Annotated in this window: 18 protein-coding genes and 1 pseudogene; 9 read left to right on the top strand and 10 right to left on the bottom strand. The window is 71.6% G+C overall.

All coding sequences use genetic code 11. From position 1 onward, the window contains the following. Positions 1–108 precede the first annotated feature (108 nt). On the top strand, positions 109–567 hold the full coding sequence (locus tag ACFKCF_RS08265; RefSeq protein WP_394492320.1) for an Lrp/AsnC family transcriptional regulator: 459 nt from the start codon (positions 109–111) through the stop codon (positions 565–567). A 3-nt stretch (positions 568–570) separates the two neighbouring features. Here ACFKCF_RS08265 and ACFKCF_RS08260 read toward each other — a convergent pair whose 3' ends face one another. Next, positions 571–1,821, bottom strand: a complete 1,251-nt coding sequence (locus ACFKCF_RS08260) for a hypothetical protein (RefSeq protein ID WP_394492318.1) — start codon at positions 1,819–1,821, stop codon at positions 571–573. 134 nt (positions 1,822–1,955) lie between these two features. Between ACFKCF_RS08260 and ACFKCF_RS08255 the strand changes: the two genes are divergently transcribed. Continuing rightward, on the top strand, positions 1,956–2,687 hold the full coding sequence (locus ACFKCF_RS08255) for a class I SAM-dependent methyltransferase (RefSeq protein WP_394492317.1): 732 nt from the start codon (positions 1,956–1,958) through the stop codon (positions 2,685–2,687). Further along, the gene (locus ACFKCF_RS08250) at positions 2,684–3,010 is read left to right on the top strand and encodes a hypothetical protein (RefSeq protein ID WP_394492315.1); all 327 of its coding nucleotides are present in this window, start codon (positions 2,684–2,686) and stop codon (positions 3,008–3,010) included. Before ACFKCF_RS08255 ends, ACFKCF_RS08250 begins: the two co-directional genes overlap by 4 nt. Here the strand turns inward: ACFKCF_RS08250 and ACFKCF_RS08245 are convergent. Further along, a complete protein-coding gene (locus ACFKCF_RS08245) occupies positions 3,004–3,657 on the bottom strand; it encodes an adenylate kinase family protein (protein WP_394492313.1) in 654 nt (217 codons plus the stop codon). The two genes, ACFKCF_RS08250 and ACFKCF_RS08245, sit on opposite strands and share 7 nt — an antisense overlap. Before the next feature lie 95 nt (positions 3,658–3,752). Between ACFKCF_RS08245 and ACFKCF_RS08240 the strand changes: the two genes are divergently transcribed. The 3 genes from ACFKCF_RS08240 to ACFKCF_RS08230 all read left to right on the top strand — a co-directional run bounded on the left by ACFKCF_RS08240 (position 3,753) and on the right by ACFKCF_RS08230 (position 10,688). Then, positions 3,753–5,003 carry a C39 family peptidase gene (locus ACFKCF_RS08240; protein ID WP_394492311.1) on the top strand — a complete coding sequence of 417 codons (1,251 nt, stop codon included), beginning with the start codon at positions 3,753–3,755 and terminating at the stop codon, positions 5,001–5,003. Positions 5,004–5,149: 146 nt separating this feature from the next. Then, positions 5,150–9,475: a caspase family protein gene (locus ACFKCF_RS08235; RefSeq protein ID WP_394492309.1), complete on the top strand. Its 4,326-nt coding sequence runs from the start codon at positions 5,150–5,152 to the stop codon at positions 9,473–9,475. 160 nt (positions 9,476–9,635) lie between these two features. Beyond that, positions 9,636–10,688: a LacI family DNA-binding transcriptional regulator gene (locus ACFKCF_RS08230; RefSeq protein WP_394492308.1), complete on the top strand. Its 1,053-nt coding sequence runs from the start codon at positions 9,636–9,638 to the stop codon at positions 10,686–10,688. Between the two features lie 647 nt (positions 10,689–11,335). On the opposite strand, the gene ACFKCF_RS08225 is transcribed toward ACFKCF_RS08230, so the two are convergent. The 3 genes from ACFKCF_RS08225 to ACFKCF_RS08215 form a co-directional block, all read right to left on the bottom strand. Beyond that, positions 11,336–11,518: a hypothetical protein gene (locus tag ACFKCF_RS08225; RefSeq protein WP_394492306.1), complete on the bottom strand. Its 183-nt coding sequence runs from the start codon at positions 11,516–11,518 to the stop codon at positions 11,336–11,338. Beyond that, positions 11,485–12,006 carry a hypothetical protein gene (locus tag ACFKCF_RS08220; protein WP_394492304.1) on the bottom strand — a complete coding sequence of 174 codons (522 nt, stop codon included), beginning with the start codon at positions 12,004–12,006 and terminating at the stop codon, positions 11,485–11,487. The genes ACFKCF_RS08225 and ACFKCF_RS08220 overlap by 34 nt, the downstream gene beginning before the upstream one ends. Before the next feature lie 455 nt (positions 12,007–12,461). Next, entirely contained in the window at positions 12,462–13,481 is a 1,020-nt protein-coding gene (locus ACFKCF_RS08215) for a LacI family DNA-binding transcriptional regulator (protein WP_394492302.1), read from the bottom strand. A 401-nt stretch (positions 13,482–13,882) separates the two neighbouring features. On the opposite strand from ACFKCF_RS08215, the gene ACFKCF_RS08210 reads away from it, so the two are divergent. Together ACFKCF_RS08210 and ACFKCF_RS08205 are read left to right on the top strand one after the other, a co-directional pair. Beyond that, a complete protein-coding gene (locus ACFKCF_RS08210; protein ID WP_394492300.1) occupies positions 13,883–14,161 on the top strand; it encodes a CopG family transcriptional regulator in 279 nt (92 codons plus the stop codon). Next, complete coding sequence (locus ACFKCF_RS08205; RefSeq protein ID WP_394492299.1) at positions 14,158–14,583, top strand: hypothetical protein; 426 nt, start codon at positions 14,158–14,160, stop codon at positions 14,581–14,583. The genes ACFKCF_RS08210 and ACFKCF_RS08205 overlap by 4 nt, the downstream gene beginning before the upstream one ends. Before the next feature lie 48 nt (positions 14,584–14,631). Here ACFKCF_RS08205 and ACFKCF_RS08200 read toward each other — a convergent pair whose 3' ends face one another. The 5 genes and pseudogenes from ACFKCF_RS08200 to ACFKCF_RS08180 form a co-directional block, all read right to left on the bottom strand. After that, positions 14,632–15,072, bottom strand: coding sequence for a nitrilase-related carbon-nitrogen hydrolase (locus ACFKCF_RS08200; RefSeq protein WP_394492614.1), 441 nt, complete (start codon positions 15,070–15,072; stop codon positions 14,632–14,634). Between the two features lie 83 nt (positions 15,073–15,155). Continuing rightward, positions 15,156–15,380: a translation initiation factor IF-1 gene (gene infA, locus ACFKCF_RS08195; RefSeq protein WP_394492297.1), complete on the bottom strand. Its 225-nt coding sequence runs from the start codon at positions 15,378–15,380 to the stop codon at positions 15,156–15,158. A gap of 214 nt (positions 15,381–15,594) precedes the next feature. Continuing rightward, the gene (locus ACFKCF_RS08190) at positions 15,595–16,392 is read right to left on the bottom strand and encodes a GNAT family N-acetyltransferase (RefSeq protein ID WP_394492295.1); all 798 of its coding nucleotides are present in this window, start codon (positions 16,390–16,392) and stop codon (positions 15,595–15,597) included. A gap of 273 nt (positions 16,393–16,665) precedes the next feature. Further along, positions 16,666–16,815, bottom strand: a pseudogene (locus ACFKCF_RS08185) (LuxR C-terminal-related transcriptional regulator); the annotation flags it as partial. A 92-nt stretch (positions 16,816–16,907) separates the two neighbouring features. Beyond that, positions 16,908–17,855 carry a helix-turn-helix domain-containing protein gene (locus ACFKCF_RS08180; RefSeq protein ID WP_394492293.1) on the bottom strand — a complete coding sequence of 316 codons (948 nt, stop codon included), beginning with the start codon at positions 17,853–17,855 and terminating at the stop codon, positions 16,908–16,910. 101 nt (positions 17,856–17,956) lie between these two features. On the opposite strand from ACFKCF_RS08180, the gene ACFKCF_RS08175 reads away from it, so the two are divergent. Next, positions 17,957–18,997 carry a saccharopine dehydrogenase family protein gene (locus tag ACFKCF_RS08175; protein ID WP_394492291.1) on the top strand — a complete coding sequence of 347 codons (1,041 nt, stop codon included), beginning with the start codon at positions 17,957–17,959 and terminating at the stop codon, positions 18,995–18,997. The last annotated feature ends 492 nt before the right edge of the window (positions 18,998–19,489 follow it).

Raw genomic sequence — 19,489 nt, 5'->3', positions numbered from 1 at the left:
GGATGATATGCGCAAGTATTAGATGAGAAAGTGCCCGCAAGACGCAAACTATGTGAACACTTGGGCTTGGCGGCTGACGTTCTTTGCGCCGGACGAGGGGGTTCTCGCATGCCTGATGTGGACGACGTCGATCACCGCATCCTCCGGCTGCTGCGGGAGGACGGGCGCAGGACGTTCTCGGAGATGGCGGAGCTGGTGGGGCTGTCGGTCGCGGCGGTGAAGCGGCGGGTCGACCGGCTCAGGGACCTCGGCGTGATCACGGGGTTCACGGTGCAGATCGACTACGCCAAGCTGGGGTGGGGGATCGAGGCTTTCACGGAGCTACGTTATCCGGGCACCACTCCCGTGAGCGAGATCGTCCGCACCGCCACGGACGTGCCCGAGGTGCAGGCGGTGTTCACGATCGCGGGCGACCCGGACGCCCTGATCCACGTCCGGGTACGCGACCTCGGGCATCTGCAGCAGGTCATCGACCGGCTGCGGCGGGCCGGGGACGTGACCGGGACCAAGACGCTGCTGGTGCTCGGCTCCTGGACCCGCGACGCGCTGTCCCCTCGCGCGCGCTGAGCCTCACCGCTTCTTGCCCGCCTCGGCGGGGGCCTCCTTCCGGGTACGGGGCGGGTTCTGAGCACGATCGCCGGCCTGCTCGCGGCGGGAGAAGTGCCGTACGAGCAGGCTGATCGCCAGGAGGACGGCGAGGCCCAGGCCGAGCCCCCAGCCCGACACGCCGGCCAGGGGAAGGTCGTCGTCCGCCGGCTCCGGCTCCTCGCCGCCGGCGGGCGGCCGGGGCCCGCGATGGGCGGGTCCCCCGCCGACCCCCACCTGATATCCGCCCTCATGCAGACCTTCCGGGTACGGCACCTGGCCGGGCCCGGCCTTCTCGCCGGGACCCGTCTGGCCGGGACTCGGCTGGACCGGCCACTGACCGGGAACGGGCTGGAGCGAACCCTGGCCGGGCGGCGGCACGTAACCCTCGCCGGGGACGGGCTGCGGGGGCCCGGCTTCGTCGGGCGCCGTGGGGCCCGGAGCGGGGCCCGGTTCCGCCGTGGCGGACGGCACCGGATCAGCCGTGGGCCCGGAGGCCGGTTCCGTGGGAGTGTCGGGGCTCGGCGTCGGCCGCGGAGCCGGCTCCGGATCGGGGATGGCGGTGGCGCACCCGCCTCCCCCGGCCGGGCCCTCCGCCGGCGCGTCCTCCGAACCGCCCGTGTTGCCGGGAGCGCAGTCGTCGACGGCGCCGTCCGGGCCCGCGGCCTCCGGACGGCCCTTGGCCCGCGCCCTGGTGGGGCTGATCATCCGCGTCGAGCCGCTGCCCATCCCCCAGGCCGTGACCTCGACGCGGTTGAGGACGTGCGCGCCCTCCGGGACTGCCGGGTCGATCGTGACCGGGATCTCGTAGCTCACGCTCTGCCCCGCGGGGAGCGTCAGCCCGGGGCCGCCGCAGGCGACGGCGCCGCCGCGCCTGATGAGGGAGCAGTCGTCGGGGATCGGGCCGGGGATCGCGTTGCGGTCCAGAGTGTCGATGACCGTCACGTTCTGGGCGGCCCGGTCTCCGGCGTTCGTGACGGTGACCGAGTAGACCGAATCCCCGCCGATGACCATCGGCTCCGGGCTGACGGTCCCGATGATCCGCAGATCCGGGCTCCCGGGCACGCGGGCCGCGGCCGGAACGGCGCCGGACGACTGCGGCGAGGCGGATCCGTACACCCCCGTCCACCCGCCCACGGCGAGGAGCGCGATGACCGCCGCGATCCCGGGCATGCCCATGTCGTCCTCCCGCCTGACCGCGCCGTGCCGCTCGACCGGGGACGATCCTCCTCCCACCCGCCCTGGCCACGAGGCGGTCCGACCGGAAGCATGCGCCGCCATGGCGAACCCTTTGCCCGGCCGCCCGGCACGCGTTCCGCGCTCGACGAACACCCGCCCCCCGGGGATCGAGGACGCGTACCGTCGGGTTCATGCCTGATGTCGCGCGCTACGACGAGATCGCCGACTTCTACGCCTCCGGCTGGAGCGACGTCATCGACGACCCGGCCTCCGTACGCCTGCTCGACCTGCTGGGGCCGGTCGCGGGCACGCGGGTCCTGGAGATCGCCTGCGGCCACGGCCGGGTCGGCCGCGAGCTGGCCCGCCGGGGCGCCGCCGTCGTGGGCGTGGACGTCTCCCAGGCCCTGATCGCGAAGGCGAGGGCCGCCGAGCGGGACGCGCCGCTGGGCATCCGCTACCTTCACGCGGACGTCTCCCGGCCCGGCCTCCTGGATCCTGCCCCGTTCGACGTGGTGGTCTGCAGCTTCGGTCTCTCCGACATCGACGACCTCGACGGAGCCGTCGCCACCGCCGCCGGCGCGTTGCGGCCCGGCGGGGTCTTCGCCTGCTCGATCCTGCACCCGTGCTTTCCCGGCGGCCCGGGGGTGTCCGGCTCCTGGCCGGGGGACGCGCGTTACCACGCCGAGGGCTGGTGGCGTGCCGACGGGGAGCTTTCCGCGCTGCGCCGCCGGGTGGGCGCCAACCACCGCACGCTCTCGACGTACGTCAACACCTTCCGCCGCCACGACCTGCGGGTGGACGAGTTCGCCGAGCCCGAGCCGGCTCCCGAGTGGGCGGCGAATCGACCGGAAGCGGCCCGGTTCCCCGTGTTCCTCGTCATAAGGTGCGTCAAGGAATTACGGGAAACGGGGGTGTTGTCGTGAGAAATCAAGAAACCGCGGCACAGCCGGCGGCGGCGCACAGGACGTCCAGGGCCGCGCGGATCAGCATGAGCACCTTCACGGGCACCCTCGGAGCGTTCGCGATGCTCGCGAGCTTCATGCCGACCAACTACGACTGGGACCCCGACATGCCGGATTACAGCGACCCGGACATGATGACGCTGGCGACCGCGGCGTCGGGTTCCGCCATCCTCCTGACCCTGACGGCGATGGCCTTCGTGTGGCGGAGCACGTCGGCGTTCGTCGTCTTCTCCCTCCTCCTCGCCGTCGACCTCTACCGGTTCACCAACCTGATCACTCACTGAGGCGGGGTGTAGGGCGGGAGGTTGAAGCGGGTGCGGATGGTCCGCTGGACCGTCGCCTTGTCCGCCCGGGCGTCGACGGTCATCACGTACTCCTTGCCCCGGAACAGCTCCACCACCGGGTCGATCTTGCTGTGGTAGTCGCGCAGGCGTCTGGCCAGGGCGTCCGGGGTGTCGTCCGCGCGGGTGACCAGCTCGCCGCCGCACACGTCGCACCGGCCCTCCTCCGCCGGGCGGTGGGCGATCAGGTTGTAGTCCATGCCGCAGCGTGAGCACAGGCGGCGGGCCAGGACGCGGCGGCGCACCTCCTCGTCCGGCAGGTCCAGGTGGATCACGCCGTCGATGTCGTAGCTCTCCAGGAAGAACTCCGCCTGGCGGCGGTTGCGGGGGAAGCCGTCGATGATGAAGCCGTAGTTCCAGTCGTGCTGCTGGAGCCGGTCCCTGACCACGGACTCCACCAGGTCGTCCCCCACCAGTTCGCCGGCCGCGACCAGGCGGCGGACCTGGGCGCCCAGCTTGGTGTGGTTCTTGACGTGCCAGCGGAAGATGTCGCCGACGCTGATGTGCACGAGGTCGAGGTCGCCGGCGAGCATGGCGCTCTGGGTGCCCTTGCCGCTGCCCTGAACGCCCAGGATCACGTATTTGCGCATATGTCCCCCGTTCCCCACCGAGAAACTTGCCCAGCGTGAGTTGATACGTAGATTTCCGGATGCTTCACACAGCGGTTGTACCGGAAGGTGGGTTCATGCGCGCGCTGACCGTGTTCCTGTCCAGCCTGCTCCTTGCCACGACGCTCTCCGCCCCAGCCGGGGCCGGGGCGAAACCGCTCGCCCTGACGTCCGACGTCGTCTTCCAGCGGGCCGACTTCGCCACCGGCACGTACGAGGGCACCACGGCCGGCGACGGCCTGTCGTTCGGCACGGCCGCCGGCACCGTCTCCTACACCGACGCGCTCGGCACCAGGACCTGGGAGTACGCCCGCTGGACCGGTCCCGAGCGGGCCATCGGGTTCGACGCCACCGAGCTGGTCGCGTCCTGGACCGCGGACGTGCCCCCGGGCAGCTGGATGCAGGTCGAGGCCCGGGCCAGGAACGCCGGGGGGCTGACCAAGTGGTTCTCGCTCGGCCGCTGGGCGTACGCGGAGGGCGACATCCGCCGCACCTCCGTGCCGGGGCAGGGCGACGCCGACGCCAACGTCTCGGTGGACACGCTGGTCGCGGCGGCGGGCAAGCCCATCACCGCCTACCAGCTGCGCCTCACCCTCTACCGCGCGCCCGGCTCCACGGTCACGCCGCGCGTGCGCACGTCCGGCGTCATGGCCTCCCACGTGCCCGAGCGCAAGACCGTGCCGGTCAGCCCGGGCGGGGGCGCCTGGGGGACGGAGCTCGCCGTGCCGCGCCGCTCCCAGAACGTCCACCAGGGCCACTACCCCGAATGGGACGGCGGCGGCGAGGCCTGGTGCAGCCCGACCTCCACCACCATGGTCCTCGGCTACTGGGACAAGTGGCCGAGCGCGCAGGACACCTCCTGGGTCGACCCCTCCGACCCCAACCCCGAGGTCGACTACGCCGCCCGCTACACCTACGACCACGCCTACCAGGGCGCCGGCAACTGGCCGTTCAACACCGCCTACGCCGGTCGCTACGGGATGGACGGGTTCGTCACGCGGCTGCGGTCGCTGACCGAGCTGGAGCTGCTGATCAAGGCGGGCATCCCGGTCATCACCTCGCAGTCGTTCAAGAAGGGCGAGCTGCCCGGCGCCGGCTACGGCACCAACGGGCACCTCATGGCGATCGTGGGCTTCACCTCGTCGGGTGACGTGATCGCCAACGACCCGGCGTCGTCCGACAACGCCGCCGTGCGGCACGTCTATCCCCGGGCGGACTTCGAGAACGTGTGGCTGCGCAGCTCCAGCAGCGGCGGCGTCACGTACATCATCCACCCGCCCGGCCACGCGCTGCCCGCCACGACGCCGGGGCTGCCCGCCAACTGGTGATCCCCGGCCCAGCACGGGATCTCGACGGAAGGTCGGAAAGGTGCGTACCCTAGCAACCGGGAGTTGTCGGGGGATCACGAGGCGCACCCGGGGTGGCGCCTCGCAGCACGTGCCGCCCGCCGACCTTCCTCGCCGTGGAGCGCCGGATGACCGACGACGAATCCGCAACCGTCGCAAGGCCACGCCCCCGCTGGAACGGTCCACCCCTCCTGCTGTCGTCCGGTGGCGCCCGCGTCCTGGTGGCGGGCACGGGGACGCACCGGCCCGAGTCACCGCTGCGGGCGGTGCCCGCCGTGCCGGCGACGGTCGCGGACCTCGGGCGGTGCCTGGTCGAGCGCGGCGGGCTGGCGCCGGCCCACCTGACCGTACGGCTGGACCCGGCGACCCCCGCCGACCTGGGGCAGGCGCTGGACCGGCTGGCCCAGGAGGCCACGTCCGTCCTGATGTTCTACTACGTCGGCCACGGCCTGATCGGCCCGGACAACGAGCTGTACCTGGCCACCCGCGCCACCGTGGACCTCGGCCGGGGCGCGCCCGGGTACCAGGCGCTGCCGTACGGGGTCGTGCGCCAGATCCTGTCCGCGTCGCGGGCCGAGCTGGTCGTCGTGGTCCTGGACTGCTGCTTCGCCGGCCGCGCCCAGGGGGCGTCGTCGCAGGCGGTGGAGCGGGTGTTCGACTCGATGTGGCAGGGCGCGTACCTGCTCACGTCGTCGAGCAGGGGCGAGAACTCCTGGGCGCTGCCCGGCGTCCGGCACACGGCCTTCAGCGGTGCGCTGCTGAGGCTGCTGAACGCGGGCGACCCGGCGGGGCCCTCGGTGTTCACGCTGGACCACGTCTACCACACCCTCGCCCGCAGGCTCCCCGACACCGGCTTCCCCCGGCCCCGCCGCCAGGCCACCGACCTGGGCGATCGCCGCGCGTTCGCGGTCAACCCGGCCTACGTGGCCCCGCGCCCCCGGCCGGTCCCGCCGGTCGCGGAGGCCGGCGACGAGGCCAGCCCGTACCGTGGACTGGCCGTGTACGGGCCGGAGGACGCGGAGGTGTTCTTCGGGCGGCGGGAGCTGACCGGGTCGCTGGTGGCGCGGGTGCGGGAGGCGTTCGGGAGCGGACGCCCGCTGATCGTGACGGGTCCTTCGGGGGCGGGGAAGTCGTCGGTGCTGCGGGCCGGGCTGATCCCGGCGCTGCGGCACGAGGTCGCCGAGGAGCTGTCGTGCGTCGTGCTGGCCCCGGGCGCGGACCCGTCGGCGGAGCTGGCCCGCAGGCTGAGCCCGGGGGCCCGGCGGTTGTTGCTGGTGGTGGACCAGTTCGAGGAGGTCTTCACCGCCTGCGCGGATGAGCGGGCCAGGCGGCGCTTCGTCGAGGAGCTGGTCGCGCTCTCCAGGTCGGCGGCCGTGGTGACCTCCGTCCGGGCCGACTTCTTCGGGCACTGCGCGTCCTACCCGGGGCTGCTGGAGGCGATGCAGCGGCCCGCGATCGTCGGGCCCATGACCGTGACGCAGCTCCGGGCGGCGATCGAGGGCCCGGCCGCGCGGGCGGGGCTGTCGCTGGAGCCGGGGCTCACCGATCTGCTGCTCGAAGACGTCGGGGCCGGTGACGTGGAGCACTCCGGCGGCGTGCTGCCGCTGCTGTCGCACGCGCTGCTGGCCACCTGGCAGCGCCGTACGCAGGGGACGCTGACGATGGCCGCGTACCGGGCCTCGGGCGGCATCGCGCGGGCGCTGGCCACGAGCGCCGAGGAGACGCTGCGGCACCTCGGCTCGGACGTGGAGCCGATCGCGCGAGATCTGCTGGTACGGCTGGTGCACCTCGACGAGCAGACCGACGACACGAGGAAGCGGGTGCCCCTGGCCGACCTGGCTCCCGCGGGCATCCCGCGGCAGGTGCTGGACGAGTTCGTGCGCACGCGGCTGCTCACGGTGAACGAGGACGAGGCGGAGATCGCCCACGAGGCCCTCATCCGCGCCTGGCCCCGGCTCAGGAACTGGATCGACACCAACCGGGTCGACCTGCTCGTCCGCCAGCGCCTGGCCGAGGACGCGGAGACGTGGCAGCGGCAGGGCAGGGACCCGGCGTACCTGTACGCGGACAGCCGCCTGGCGGCGGCACAGGCGGCCCGGGCTGTCGCACAGAAAACGCGGGGCACGCGACCGGCGACGGGGTCCGCCGGGGAGGGCGGCTGGGGCGGCGGGCTCACGGCGACCGAGCGGGCGTTCCTGGACGCGGCGCTGCGGCGGCGCAGGCGGCGGACCTGGGTGGTCCGCCAGGTGATCGCCGCCCTCACGATCCTCCTCCTCGCCGCCGTGACCGCCGGCGTCCTGGCCCTGCGGCAGACCGGCGAGGTGACCAGGCAGCGCGACCAGGCCGTCTCCACGCAGATCGCCGACTCCGCCAACGGCGCCGCCGACGCCTCTCTCGGCGCCCAGCTCTCGCTGGTCTCCTACCGCGTCGCCGACACCCCGGAGGCCCGCGGCGCGCTGCTCGGCACCCTCGCGCACCCGATCGGCGCCCGCCTGATCGGGCACCGGGGCCCGGTCGAGTGGGTGTCCTACCGCCCCGACGGCCGCATGATCGCCACCGCCTCCAGCGACGCCACCGCCCGGCTATGGAACGTCTCCGACATCGCCCGCCCCAAGGCCGTGAGCGAACTCAAGGGCCACACCGCGAGCCTGGTGAGAGCGGTGTTCAGCCCGGACGGGCGCGTGCTCGCGACCGCGTCCGTGGACCGGACCGCCCGGCTGTGGGACGTCTCCGACCCGGCCAGGCCACGCGCCCTGGCCACGCTCAAGGGCCACACGAACAAGGTGAGCTCGCTCGCGTTCAGCCCCAAGGGAGGCGTCCTGGCCACCGTCTCCTACGACGGGTCGACCCGGCTGTGGAACATCGCCGACCCCGCCCGGCCCGCCCAGATCGCCCTCCTGCGGCAGAAATACGTGCTCAACGACGTCGCCTTCAGCCCCGACGGGCGGCTGCTGGCGACCGCGGCGGGCGACGGGACCACCACGATCCGGGACGTGCTGGACCCGGCGCGGCCCGGCGAGGCGACGGTGCTGAGCGCGCCGGACGACGGCGGCACCTGGAGCGTGACCTTCGCCCCCGGCGGCCTCCACCTCGCCACCGCCTCCACCACCGGCACGCTCTACCTCTGGGACGTCACCGCGGCCAAGCGCGTCGGCGCCGCGCGGGGCCGGGGCTCCTTCGTGTACGACGTCACGTTCAGCCCCGACGGCAAGCTGCTGGCCAGCGCCGCCACCGACGCCTCCGTCACGCTGTGGGACGTCTCGAGCCCGGCCGGGCCGCGGCGCACGAGCGCCCTGACCGGGTTCGCGAACACGGTGACCGCGGCCGCGTTCAGCCCGGACGGCCGCACGCTCGCCACGTCGTCGGCGGACAGCATGGCCAGGCTGTGGAACGTCTCCGACCCCGCCCGCGTCTCGTACCGGGCCGGCCTCGGCGAGCACACCGGCCCCGTCAACGCGCTCTCGATCTCCCCCGACAGCCGGATCATGGCCACGGCCTCCGGCGACAAGACCGTCAAGCTCTGGGACGTCTCCGACCCGGGCCTGGCCAGGACGCTGTCCACGCTGTCCGGCCACACCGGCATCGTCCTGACGGTGCGGTTCAGCGCGGACGGCCGCATGCTCGTCAGCGGCTCCTCCGACCAGACGGCCAAGCTGTGGGACGTCTCCCGGCCGGCCGCCCCGAAGCTCGTGGCGACGCTCAAGAAGCACGTGAACGTCGTGGAGTCCGGCGCCTTCAGCCCGGACGGGCGCACGGTGGTGACGACGTCGCGGGACGGCCGGACGTACCTGTGGGACCTGGCCGATCCCCGCGCCCCCAAGCTGCTCTCCGCGCCGGGCGACGCCGACAACTGGCTGAACGCCTCCATGTTCAGCCCCGACGGCCGCATGCTCGCGATCGGCTCGGGGACCGGGGCCATCCGGCTCTGGGACGTGTCCAAGCCGGCCGCTCCGCGGCTGCTGGCCAACTATCCCGCGCACACCAACAGCGTGCTGGGACTGACGTACAGCAGGGACGGCAGGACGCTGGCGTCGGCGGGCTCCGACGGGACGGCCCGGCTCTGGGACCTCACCCACCCCGACCGGCCCGCGCAGGTGGCGGTCCTGCTGGGGCACACGGGCGCGGTGACCAGCGTGGCCTTCACCGCCGACGGGCGCAGGCTGGCCACGGGGGCGCGCGACGGCACCATCCGGATCTGGAGCCTCGCCGACCGGGCCCGGCCGGCCACGTGGGCGGTGCTCGCCGGGTCCGACTGGGTCAACGGCGTGGCGTTCACGCCGGACGGGAACGTGCTGGCCAGCGCGTCGGGCAACGGGACGGCGCAGCTCTGGAGCATGGACGTGGAGCAGGCGCGGAAGCACGTCTGCGAGGTGTCCGGGATGACCGTCACCCGGAGCGAGTGGGACCAGTACGTGCCCGGGCTCCCGTACAGCCCGCCCTGCCAGGCGGGATGACGCCGCCGGAGGCAGGGAGATCGCGCGTCTTGCGCCCGCGGATCTCCCTGGCCATAGACTTCGGTGAGATGGCGTAATCTCCCATGACCCACCCGCACTGCTCCGTCTGCCGAAAACCGTGAAGGGCCGACCTTTGTCGCGAAAAGTAAGCACAAAAGGGGTGCTCACCGACGACGAGCGTGTCACGATCCGCGACGTGGCCGCCCGGGCAGGCGTGTCGGCCACCACGGTCTCCAGAGTGATCAAGGGCGACTACCCGGTCGCCCAGGCCACCAGGACACGGGTGCTGCGGGCGATGCGCGACCTCGACTACGTGCTCAACGTGCACGCCCGCGCCCTGTCGGGCGCGAGCACGAAGATGGTGGCGTTCGTGCTCGACGACGTCACGGGGCCGTCCTTCGCGTACGTGGCCAAGGGCGTCGAGCAGCAAGCCACCGCCGAGGGCCGGCTGTGCATGGTGTGCACCACCCACGGCGACCCGGCCAGGGAGCTGGCCGTCGTGGAGGCGATGCGCGAGCAGCGGGCCGACGCGGTGATCCTGGTGGGGGGCGGCTCGCTGGACGACACCTACCGCGAGCGCATGTCCCACTTCGCCCACGCCCTCGACAAGGCGGGCTCGCGGCTGGTGCTGTGCGGGCGGCCACCGCTCGGGGACGACGTGCCCACGACCGTCGTCGAGTACGACAACGAGGGCGGCGCCTACGCCATGACCAGCCACCTGCTGTCGCAGGGCCACCGGCGCATCGCCCTGCTCGGCGCCTCGTCCCCCGCCGACCGCAGCACCACGAAGGTCGACCGGGAACGCGGGTTCGTGCGGGCGCACGAGTCCTTCGGCGTGCCGTACGATCCTGACCTGGTCATCCCGGCGGGGTTCGGCCGGGCCGACGGCTACGAGGGCACGCGGCGGCTGATCGCGCTCGGGGCGCGGTTCACCGCGGTGTTCGCGGCCACCGACATGGTGGCCATCGGGGTGCTGGCGGCGCTGCGGGAGGCGGGGCTGCGGGTGCCCGACGACGTGTCGCTGGTGGGTTACGACGACATCCCGTTCGCCGCCGACCTGGAGCCGGGGCTGACGACGGTGCACATCCCGACGGAGGAGCTGGGACGCACGGCGGTCCGGCTCGCGCTCAACCGCGAGGAACGCCAGCACGTGGTCCTCGGCACCCACATCGTCGTCCGCAACTCCGTCCGCCCTCCGCTGCGAGGGCAGTAGGCGGGCCGGGGCTCGCCCACCCTTTGCCCGTCTGGGTGGTAGGCCCGCTGGACCCCGCCCCGGTCCGAAGGTCTTCGCCATTGAGAGCGCTTCGCGCTCGGGGGCTCAGGCGTTCTTGTTTGAGGCGCCTTCGGCGCGACGACACCTTCGGTGTCCAGTCGCGCGCCCACCCCTTGACCGTCTGGGTGGCCGGCCGACTGATGCCCACCCCGGACCGGAATGCCACCGGCAGCGTCGTTGACCGACGGACGATCGCGTGGTCGGCGGCCGAGTCGCCGAAGCACGCACCGGCCGCTTCAAGTGAAACGGGCTGGCAGAAGTGGCTCAGTCGCATTGGTGAGCCAGGGTTCAAGACGACCTCCGAGGCGTCGTCATAAGTACGTCGAACGTACTTGACTACGGAAGGCATCCTAGAGTCACGTTCAGTGGAGGTGTCACAATGGCTGCCGTTCATTTCGACAGTTACACCGAGGCTCATGCGCACCTCAAAGCACTGCTGGACGCGGCTGAACGCGGCCGTGTGGCCACAGTGCGTTGCGAGTCGGCCAGGACCGCCCTCGTAGCCGTCGATAGATTGCGCCACTATCTCGCCGCGGCCACCCCATCTCGCGCACAAGCGGTGCCCGAGGACGGCGGCTGGTCGATCCTCATTCCTGGCCTGCCCCTCGTGTGGTGACGGGTGCGGGGCTGGCGGGGTTGCCGCCAACGACGGCCAGCACGGACGCGGCCGACACGGTGCCCTGGAGCAGTACTTGCGGGTCCGGCTCTCCGCCCGCCTCGAACGGCCAGGACCACGTCACCTCGGCCAGCAGCCCGCCACGCGCGGCCACGATCGTCGCCCCGGCGCCTTGGTCGCCGTCCTCCGTCCAGGCATCCGTAGTGGCAAGTACCCGCACGCCAAGCCATCCCCCTGGTTGAAGGCGGCCACGTCCTTGAGCACGTCACCGTCGGAGCGGCCGCACTCTTCGGTGCCACGGCTGGCCGACGCGACCGCGCTTGCCGCCGTCTCGGAGGAGGCGATCCAGAATCGCACCTCCAGCGGCTCGTCCATCTCCGGGGGGAGGAGCTTGCCACTGTATGCCGGCACCCCCTCGGGCGGCATCCGTGTTTCGATGCTCTCCGGCCAGCACCAAGCCAGAAGGGGGGTGCCCGGAGAAGTGACATAGGGAGCGTAGGCGTCGTCCTCGTCGAGGAACGCGCGCAGCCGGTCGGCGATCTCCTCGACCGAGGCGGCAGCCCGTGCCGGCTTCGGCAGGATGGGCGTCATCAGTTGGTAGAGGACACCGAGGGTGAACAACAGGGTGATGACCGCGGCCACGCTACGCGGCCCCCGAAGACTGACAAGATCCACAACGGATACGACGCGGGGAATCCGGCCGAGGTTGACCCGGACGACCGCCCTCGTTTTTGGCGCCATGGAGCGGCGAAGATGCCACGCCATCTACTCTCGAAGTCACTTCCCAGGCGCGCTGCCTTCCAGCTTGCCGGCGAGTCGGACCTGCCCCGCCACCGGCCACTGAGCGAGCGCCCATGTCTGCGCAGGCTGGTGAATGTGGCGTTGAGCTGGTCTTCGACCACGGCGAGCACGACCTCTTTCGATAACTGGGATGACTGATAGATGTGCCGACCACATGCTTCTCGGTTGATCCCAGCCCAACGAACTCCACCATTGCGCTCCGTCAGCGACGGTGCCGAAGGCATGCCGGTCCGGGGTGGGCATCAGTCGGCCAACCACCCAGACGGGCAACGGGTGGGTGAGCCCCGGCCCACCTACTACCGTGGCGGGGCGGTGGACTCGCGGACGATGAGGCGGGGTGGGACCAGGGAGATGTCCGGTTGCGGCTGGCCGCTCAGCTCGGCGAGCGCCGCCTGGAAGCACGCCCGGCCCAGCCCCACGAAGTCCATGCGCACGGTCGTCAGCGCCGGGGTCCAGAAGGCCGAGCCCGGGATGTCGTCGAAGCCCACGATGCTGACGTCCCCGGGAACGTCCTTGCCCGCGTCGTAGAGCGCCCGCCGTACGCCTTGCGCGATGTCGTCGTTGCCGCACAGGATCGCCGTCACGCCGGGTGACCGGGCCAGCCGCTCCCCCGCCGCGTACGCCGACTCGATGTCCCAACCGCACCCCAGCACCGAGGGGATCTCCGCCCCCGCCTGCCGCAGCGCGTCGCGCCAGCCCGCGTGCCGCCCGCCGGCCCGGCCCTCGGACGGGATGGCCACGTGGTGGACGGTACGGTGCCCCAGGTCGAGCAGGTGCTGGGTGGCGTCGGCGGCGGCCCGGCGCTCGTCCAGCGCGATCGCCACCCGGCCCAGGTCGGGCGCGACCGGCTCGGCGGCCACCACGGCCGGGACGTGCGGCGGCAGCGCCTGCACCACCGCCGTGCCCAGCGGGTCGAACGCGATCACGACCAGGCCGCCCGCGCTCGGATCGCTGACGTAGTCGACCGTCTGCCGGACCTCGGCCGACTCCACGACCCTGATCCCCAGCGCAACGCCCTCGGTCCTGGCGGCCTCCTCGATGCCCTGGAGCGTGGAGGCGTACCCGTACAGCATGGTGTTGGAGGTCACGACGGTGACGCCGCTGGCGCGGCCGAGGCCGAGCGCCCGGGCGGCCCGGTTGGGGCGGAACCCCAGCCGGTCGATCGCGGCCAGCACCGCGGCCCGGGTGTCGGGCCGCACCCGGGGTGAGTCGTTCAGCACGCGGGAGACGGTCTGGTGCGAGACGCCGGCCGCGGCGGCGACGTCGCGGATGCTGGGGACGGCCCCTTTACGGACATGTCGGGGGCTCGTGGTCACGGTCACATGGTAGTCGGGCAGAGAGCGGAGGTCGGGATCAGCTCCCGGAGCTCCAGGTTCACTCTCTCGGGCGTCTCGGGCAGAGTACGCCGGCGTGGGCGATCGTGGCTCGCCGTGGCGTCGGCCGGTTTCCTGGCGTGCCGGTCAGTGCGAAGGGGCGTCGGCGCGTACGGGCTGCTGGTAGTTGTTCAGGAGAGTGAAGTGCTCCCTCGGCTCCTCCGGGATCGGGCCGATTTCCACGGGGGCGGAGGGGAAGGTCAGGTCGGCGCGGTAGAGCTTGGCCCTGGCGGGGTCGTCGTTCTCGTCGGCCGCGATGATCAGTGATCCCTTTCGCGACGCTGCGCAAGCGGCTTAGCCAGCAATCTGGTAAGAAAATCGATACCCGGAGTATGGTCGATAGTATGGCGACGAAGAAGATAACGGTGACGATCCCCGAGGAACTCCTTGAAGAGATCCGCACGGAGGCGGCGGACCGTGGCCTGTCGGCGTACGTCGCCGAGGCGTTGCGCTTCAAGCGCGACCGGGACCGGCTGCTGGAACTGGTGAACTGGCTGGAGGAAGAATACGGGCCAGTCACCGAAGACGAGCGCGCGGCAGCAATCGAGGAGTTGGCAGACCTCGACGCCGAGCACGAGCGCCGCCGCGCCGGCGGAAAGCGCGGCGCGGGAGAGGCTGCATGAGGAAGCGTAGTGGTGACAGCGGGCAGCCGCCGCTGCGGATCTTCGTGCTCGACTGCCAAGCCTTGTCCCTGGCCGTGCGAGGCGACAGAAAGATGATCGCCTGGCTCGACCTCGCGGCCCGGGGCCAGGCAGAGGTGGTGACGTCTCCGATGACGGTGGTTGAGGCCTACGACGGCAGGCTCACCGAGCAGCGCTGGGACTGGGTGCTCTCCCGGCTCAACGTTCCCGATATCGGGAAGGAGGAGGCCCGCCAGGCCCGCCGGCTTCTGGCCGACGCCAAGCTGCATGGCCACAAGTTCGCGATCGACGCGGTCCTCGCCGTCATCGCACGACAGCAGAAGGGGCAGGTCACCGTCTTCACCTCGGACGTGGACGACCTGGACAAGCTCGTCCCGGACACGATCGTCGTCAAGAAGGTATGAGCCCCTACGTCGCCGTACTCGGTGCATACCGGGAGCTGAGAGAGCGCATCAGGCGAGCCGGTGGTAGGCGCGAGCATCAGTGGTTGTGCCGTGCAGGTCGCGCAGCATCGGTTCGGAGTCGCGGGTGGCAAGCAATACCTGCGGGTCGAGGTCGGCGGTGATCAGCTCGGGCGATCTGTGCCGGCCTCCGCGAGCAGCCGTCCAGCGCCGCCGCGCGTGCGTGCTCGGAAAGCCGGAGTCGTAGCAGATCCCCAGCCCCAGGCGCCGGCCGTCGAGCTGGAGGATGAGGTCGGGCTCGTAGCCGCTGAGGAACTTCTCCGGAAAGACCACGAGCCCGGCCTCGGCCTGGGCAGCGTCATGGACCATGGCCGCCACGGTCGCCGCGTTGGCCTCGATGTCACCAGCCTCGGCCTGAGCCTGCGCGGCAGCTATGCGGATCGGACGCGAGGGGGCGGATAGGGGGCTGCCTGTTCTGTCACGGACCTTCACACTACCGCCGGACACCGCCACCACCGGTGTCGTCCCTACAGGTCGGAGGCTTCCTTTCCCGTTCCGGCGCGTCCCGCCCGCCGCTACGTCCTGTACCGGTAGAGGATCCGGCCTCGGGTCAGGTCGTACGGGCTGAGCTCCACGAGCACCCGGTCATACGGCAAGATCTTGATGTAGTTCTTCCGTATCTTCCCGCTGATGTGCGCTAGGACCTTGTGCCCGTTCTGGAGCTCCACCTTGAAGGTGGCGTTGCGCAGGCACTCGACGACGGTGCCTTCGACTTCGATGCCGTCTGCATTTCTTGCCATATTCTCGCCCTTCTCCGGTCAGCGATGGTGAGGTCGGTGCGGAAACGAATTCCGTTGACGCGACCGTGATCGACGCGCCTCGGCGGACGCGGTCGTCGCGGACGTCGACCACCTGCCCTCCCGTGCGCTACGGGAACCGATGCCTGCTCATCAGGTAGGCCTATGCCGCCGGTGCTTCGGGCCCGGTCCCCTCGTGTGGTGATGCGGTGGGGCATCAGCGGAGCACCAGCTCCAGGTTGCTGCTCGCACGCCGGGCGCCGGCGCCCTCGTACAGCGCCATGGCCGCCCCATTGGACTCGTTCACTTCGGCCGAGGCCGTCTCGGTCCCGCAGCGGTGCAGCGAGCCCAGCACGTGAGCGAGCAGCGCCCGAGCGATGCCGCGGCGGTGCTGGTCGGACCGGACCGCGATCAGCCCGATCCGTGGCTGCCGGGTCACCGCCGCCACCCGGACCAGTCCCACGTATTCATCGGACTGTGCGGCCACCGCGTACTTCGACGGGTCCACCAGGGTGGCGCCGTCCAGGCGGGGCAGCACCTCGGCCGGCATCTCCTGCCATCCGACGCTGGCCTCGACCTCGTCGCGGATCACGCGGTCCAATGCGCGCAGCGGGCCCTCCTCCGCCCCGCCGACGGCCACTATCGTCACGCCCGACGGCGGTAGCACGCAGCCGAGTCCCGTGATCCGCGGGTCGGTGGGCACGAGGTACTCCCACTCGCGGCGTCGGGTCGTGAAGCCGGCCCGCTCCCAGTGGGACGTCAACTCGAGATCAGCCTCGTCGACCACCGTGTACAACGGCTTCGGCAGGTCCGCCAGCATGGCATCGGCGAGTTGGTCGAAGACCGCGCCGTGCCACGCGTCGATGCTGAGGAAAATGCGCCCGTCGGGCCTGCGCGACGTGTGGCCGCGGCCGACCACCTGGTCGTCCTCCAGAGCGTGCCATTGTCTCTCCGCGACCCGCGTGGTCACCACGGCATGCTCGCCCATGCCCGAAGTGACATACACAGAATTCATAGGTTGTTGCCTTTCGGGATTGCCTGGTCGAGGCGCTCCCGGCGACACCTACGTCAATCGCCCGACCGTGATGACGAGGGGAGCACCCACATCGATACAGCGTTCATGGGTCTCACCTCCTCGCAGCCTGTCACGGTGTCCCGCACGCTATCAGCCTGAATATCGTCCTGCCCAACCATTTTTCCGCCGGCTGACTCGGCGGGCCGACTCGGCGGGCCGCCGACGCGCTCGTCTGCCGCGATCCGCGTAAGCAGCCCACTGCGGATGACCCGGTCAGGCCTGCGAAGTGACGTCGTCCGTCCTGCTCAAGGCGTCGCGCAGCGCGGCCCGCGTCGTGATGCCCAGCTTGGGGAAGACGCGGTACAGATGCGAGCTGGCGGTTCGCGGCGACAGGTGCATCCGCTCGCCGATCATATGGTGCGAGGTTTGACCTGCTGTCCGCTGATGTGCGGTGCGCGTGCGGCGGCGGAGCCGTCCCGGATCACCTCACCGGTGAGGTGGCCGTCGGCTCGGCCTCACGCGCGGAACGTGCGGCGGTAGGCGTCCGGTGGGACTCCGATCGTGCGGTGGAAGTGGCGGCGCAGTGTCGTCGCCGTGCCCATCCCCGCGGCCGAGGCGATGGTGTCGACGCTGTCGTCCGTGGTTTCCAGCAACTCCTGCGCGCGGCGGATCCGCTGTGTCAGCAGCCACTGCAGCGGTGTGGCGCCGGTTACCGAGTGGAAGTGGCGGGTCAGGTGGCGCGAGCTCATGTTCGCCTGGCGGGCCAGGTCCTCCACCGTGAGCGGCTGGTCCAGCCGCCGCATCACCCAGGTGAGCAGTTCGGCCAGGGGATGGCCGTCCTGGGCGGGCACCGGTGTGGTGACGAACTGGGCCTGGCCACCGGCCCGGTGGGGCGGCACGACCAGGCGGCGGGCGACCACGTTGGCGATCGCCGAGCCGTGGTCGCGGCGGACCAGATGCAGGCACAGGTCCATCGCCGCGGCCTTGCCCGCAGACGTGAGCACGCTGCCGTTGTCGACGTAGAGCACGTCCGGGTCGACCTCCACATGGGGATAGCGCGCGGCCAGTTCCTCGGCGTGGGCCCAGTGCGTCGTCGCGCGCAGCCCGTCCAGCAGGCCAGCGGCGGCGAGCACGAACACGCCCGTGCACAGGGAGACCACCCGCGCGCCCGACTCGTGGGCCGCGCGCACCGCCTCGACCAGGTCGGCCGGCGGGTCCACGTCGACGTCCGCCAAGGCGGGGACGATCACGGTGTCGGCGTGCGCGAGCCAGTCGAGCTCGCAGTCCGGCTCCAGCAGGAACCGGCCGACCCGGACGGCATGCGTGCCGCACACCCTGACGTCGTACCAGGGGCCCGGCACGGCGTCCGGGGCGGAGCCGAAGACCTCATAGGCCAGGGCCAGCTCGAAGTGCAGCATCCCGTCGGTAGCGGCGACCGCGACGGAGCGCGGGAAAGAGTTCATGTCGGAAATTGTACGGATCATGTCGTTCCAGACGCTGGGCACCGATGGGCCGGCGGGGCAGGATTTCCGCTGTGGATCACTTCGAGCACGGGGGAGCAGGCATGGGATCGGGTCGGAACGTGGCGGTGTTCGGCGCCTACGGGCACACCGGGCGGTTCGTGGTCGCGGAGTTGCGCGAGCGCGGGTACGTCCCGCTGCTCCTCGGTCGCGACCAGGACAAGCTGCTGGCGCTGGTGCAGGCCCAACCGGGGCTCGAGGCGCGGCAGGCGTCGGTCGACGATCCGGCCTCGCTCGACCGCGCGCTGAACGGCGCGGCCGCCGTGATCAACTGTGCCGGGCCCTTCGCCACGACCGCCGGCCCTCTGGTCGAGGCGGCGCTGCGCGCCGGCATCCCGTATGTCGACGTGGCGGCCGAGATTGAGGCGAACGTCGACACGTTCGCGCACTTCGCCGAGCGCGCCCGCGCCGCGGGCACCGTGGTGGTCCCGGCGATGGCCTTCTACGGCGGCCTGGGCGATCTGTTGGTCACCACCGCGATGGGTGACTGGACGGCGGCTGACGAGGCGCACATCGCCTACGGCCTGAGCAGTTGGCACCCCACCGCCGGAACGCTCGCTTCCGGCATGGTCTCGGGGCAGCGACGGGGTGGCCGCCGTATCCGCTACACCGGCGGACAGTTGGAATACCACGACGACGCCCTGCCCACCCTGGAGTGGCCCTTCCCCGCTCCGCTCGGCCCCCAGAGCGTCATCGGCGAGTTCACCATGGCCGACGTCGTCACCATTCCCAGCCACCTGGCGGTCCAGGAGGTGCGCACCTACATGGCCGCCAAGGCGGCCGCGGACCTGTCCGCGGCCACCTCGGCACCGATCGCCGTAGACGAGCGCGGCCGCTCCGATCAGACCTTCGTCGTCGACGTCCTCGTACGCTCCGGCGGCACGGAACGCCGCGTGACCGCCACCGGTCAGGACATCTACGCCATCAGCGCGCCGCTCGCGGTGGAGGCCGTCGACCGCGTCCTCACCGGCCGGACCAGGACCACCGGCGTCGCCTCCGCAGGCGCGATCTTCGACGCCCCGGACTTCCTCCGTGCCCTGTTCCCGCACCTCTCGCTGCACGTCCCGCTCGACACGCGCGGCTGACCGGCGACCCGGACCGGGATCCAGACCGTGGTCGGTGCGGTCGGTGAGCATGCCGGTCATCCCCGGATCCGACCGGGCCACTCGCACCATCCGGGCCGTCGCCGGCACGGCGGTCAACCGTCCAGACGCGGCGGGCGTGCTGCGGCGTGGTTGGCGATGACGGAGTTGACGTAGCGGTCGGCGATCGCGTGCCCGGCCTGCGGCGTCTGGCGGGCCAGGTCGGCGGCGTGCAGCGCGCCGGCTCGCGGTCACCTCGCTCGTGCTGGGCATCTTCGCGATCGTCACCAGCGAAATCCTGCCCGCCTCGACCGTCGTGTGATGCTGTGCGTCCTCATGGCGGTGCTCGCCGGGACCACGTGCCGGCCTCCTACTGGGTCATGCTGATTTCCAAGGTGCTCGTCGGTCTCACCATCGGCGGCTTCTGATCCATCGGGGCTGGTCGGCCGGCTGAGGACGACTACACGAGCTCACCACCACCGAGGCTACGCGCAA

Origin of the sequence: Nonomuraea sp. JJY05 (genome assembly GCF_043496855.1) — a bacterium.
GTDB lineage: Bacteria > Actinomycetota > Actinomycetes > Streptosporangiales > Streptosporangiaceae > Nonomuraea.
Note: the sequence above shows the minus strand (reverse complement) of the source record. Positions and strands in the feature narration are given on the sequence as shown.

Bases quoted from the DNA above. Each gene is read 5' to 3' on its own strand.
- ACFKCF_RS08265 (WP_394492320.1), top strand. From the start codon at position 109: ATGCCTGATGTGGACGACGTCGATCACCGCATCCTCCGGCTGCTGCGG.
- ACFKCF_RS08255 (WP_394492317.1), top strand. From the start codon at position 1,956: ATGCCTGATGTCGCGCGCTACGACGAGATCGCCGACTTCTACGCCTCC.
- ACFKCF_RS08245 (WP_394492313.1), bottom strand. From the start codon at position 3,657: ATGCGCAAATACGTGATCCTGGGCGTTCAGGGCAGCGGCAAGGGCACC.
- ACFKCF_RS08240 (WP_394492311.1), top strand. From the start codon at position 3,753: ATGCGCGCGCTGACCGTGTTCCTGTCCAGCCTGCTCCTTGCCACGACG.
- ACFKCF_RS08235 (WP_394492309.1), top strand. From the start codon at position 5,150: ATGACCGACGACGAATCCGCAACCGTCGCAAGGCCACGCCCCCGCTGG.
- ACFKCF_RS08210 (WP_394492300.1), top strand. From the start codon at position 13,883: ATGGCGACGAAGAAGATAACGGTGACGATCCCCGAGGAACTCCTTGAA.
- ACFKCF_RS08205 (WP_394492299.1), top strand. From the start codon at position 14,158: ATGAGGAAGCGTAGTGGTGACAGCGGGCAGCCGCCGCTGCGGATCTTC.
- infA (WP_394492297.1), bottom strand. From the start codon at position 15,380: ATGGCAAGAAATGCAGACGGCATCGAAGTCGAAGGCACCGTCGTCGAG.
- ACFKCF_RS08190 (WP_394492295.1), bottom strand. From the start codon at position 16,392: ATGAATTCTGTGTATGTCACTTCGGGCATGGGCGAGCATGCCGTGGTG.
- ACFKCF_RS08180 (WP_394492293.1), bottom strand. From the start codon at position 17,855: ATGAACTCTTTCCCGCGCTCCGTCGCGGTCGCCGCTACCGACGGGATG.
- ACFKCF_RS08175 (WP_394492291.1), top strand. From the start codon at position 17,957: ATGGGATCGGGTCGGAACGTGGCGGTGTTCGGCGCCTACGGGCACACC.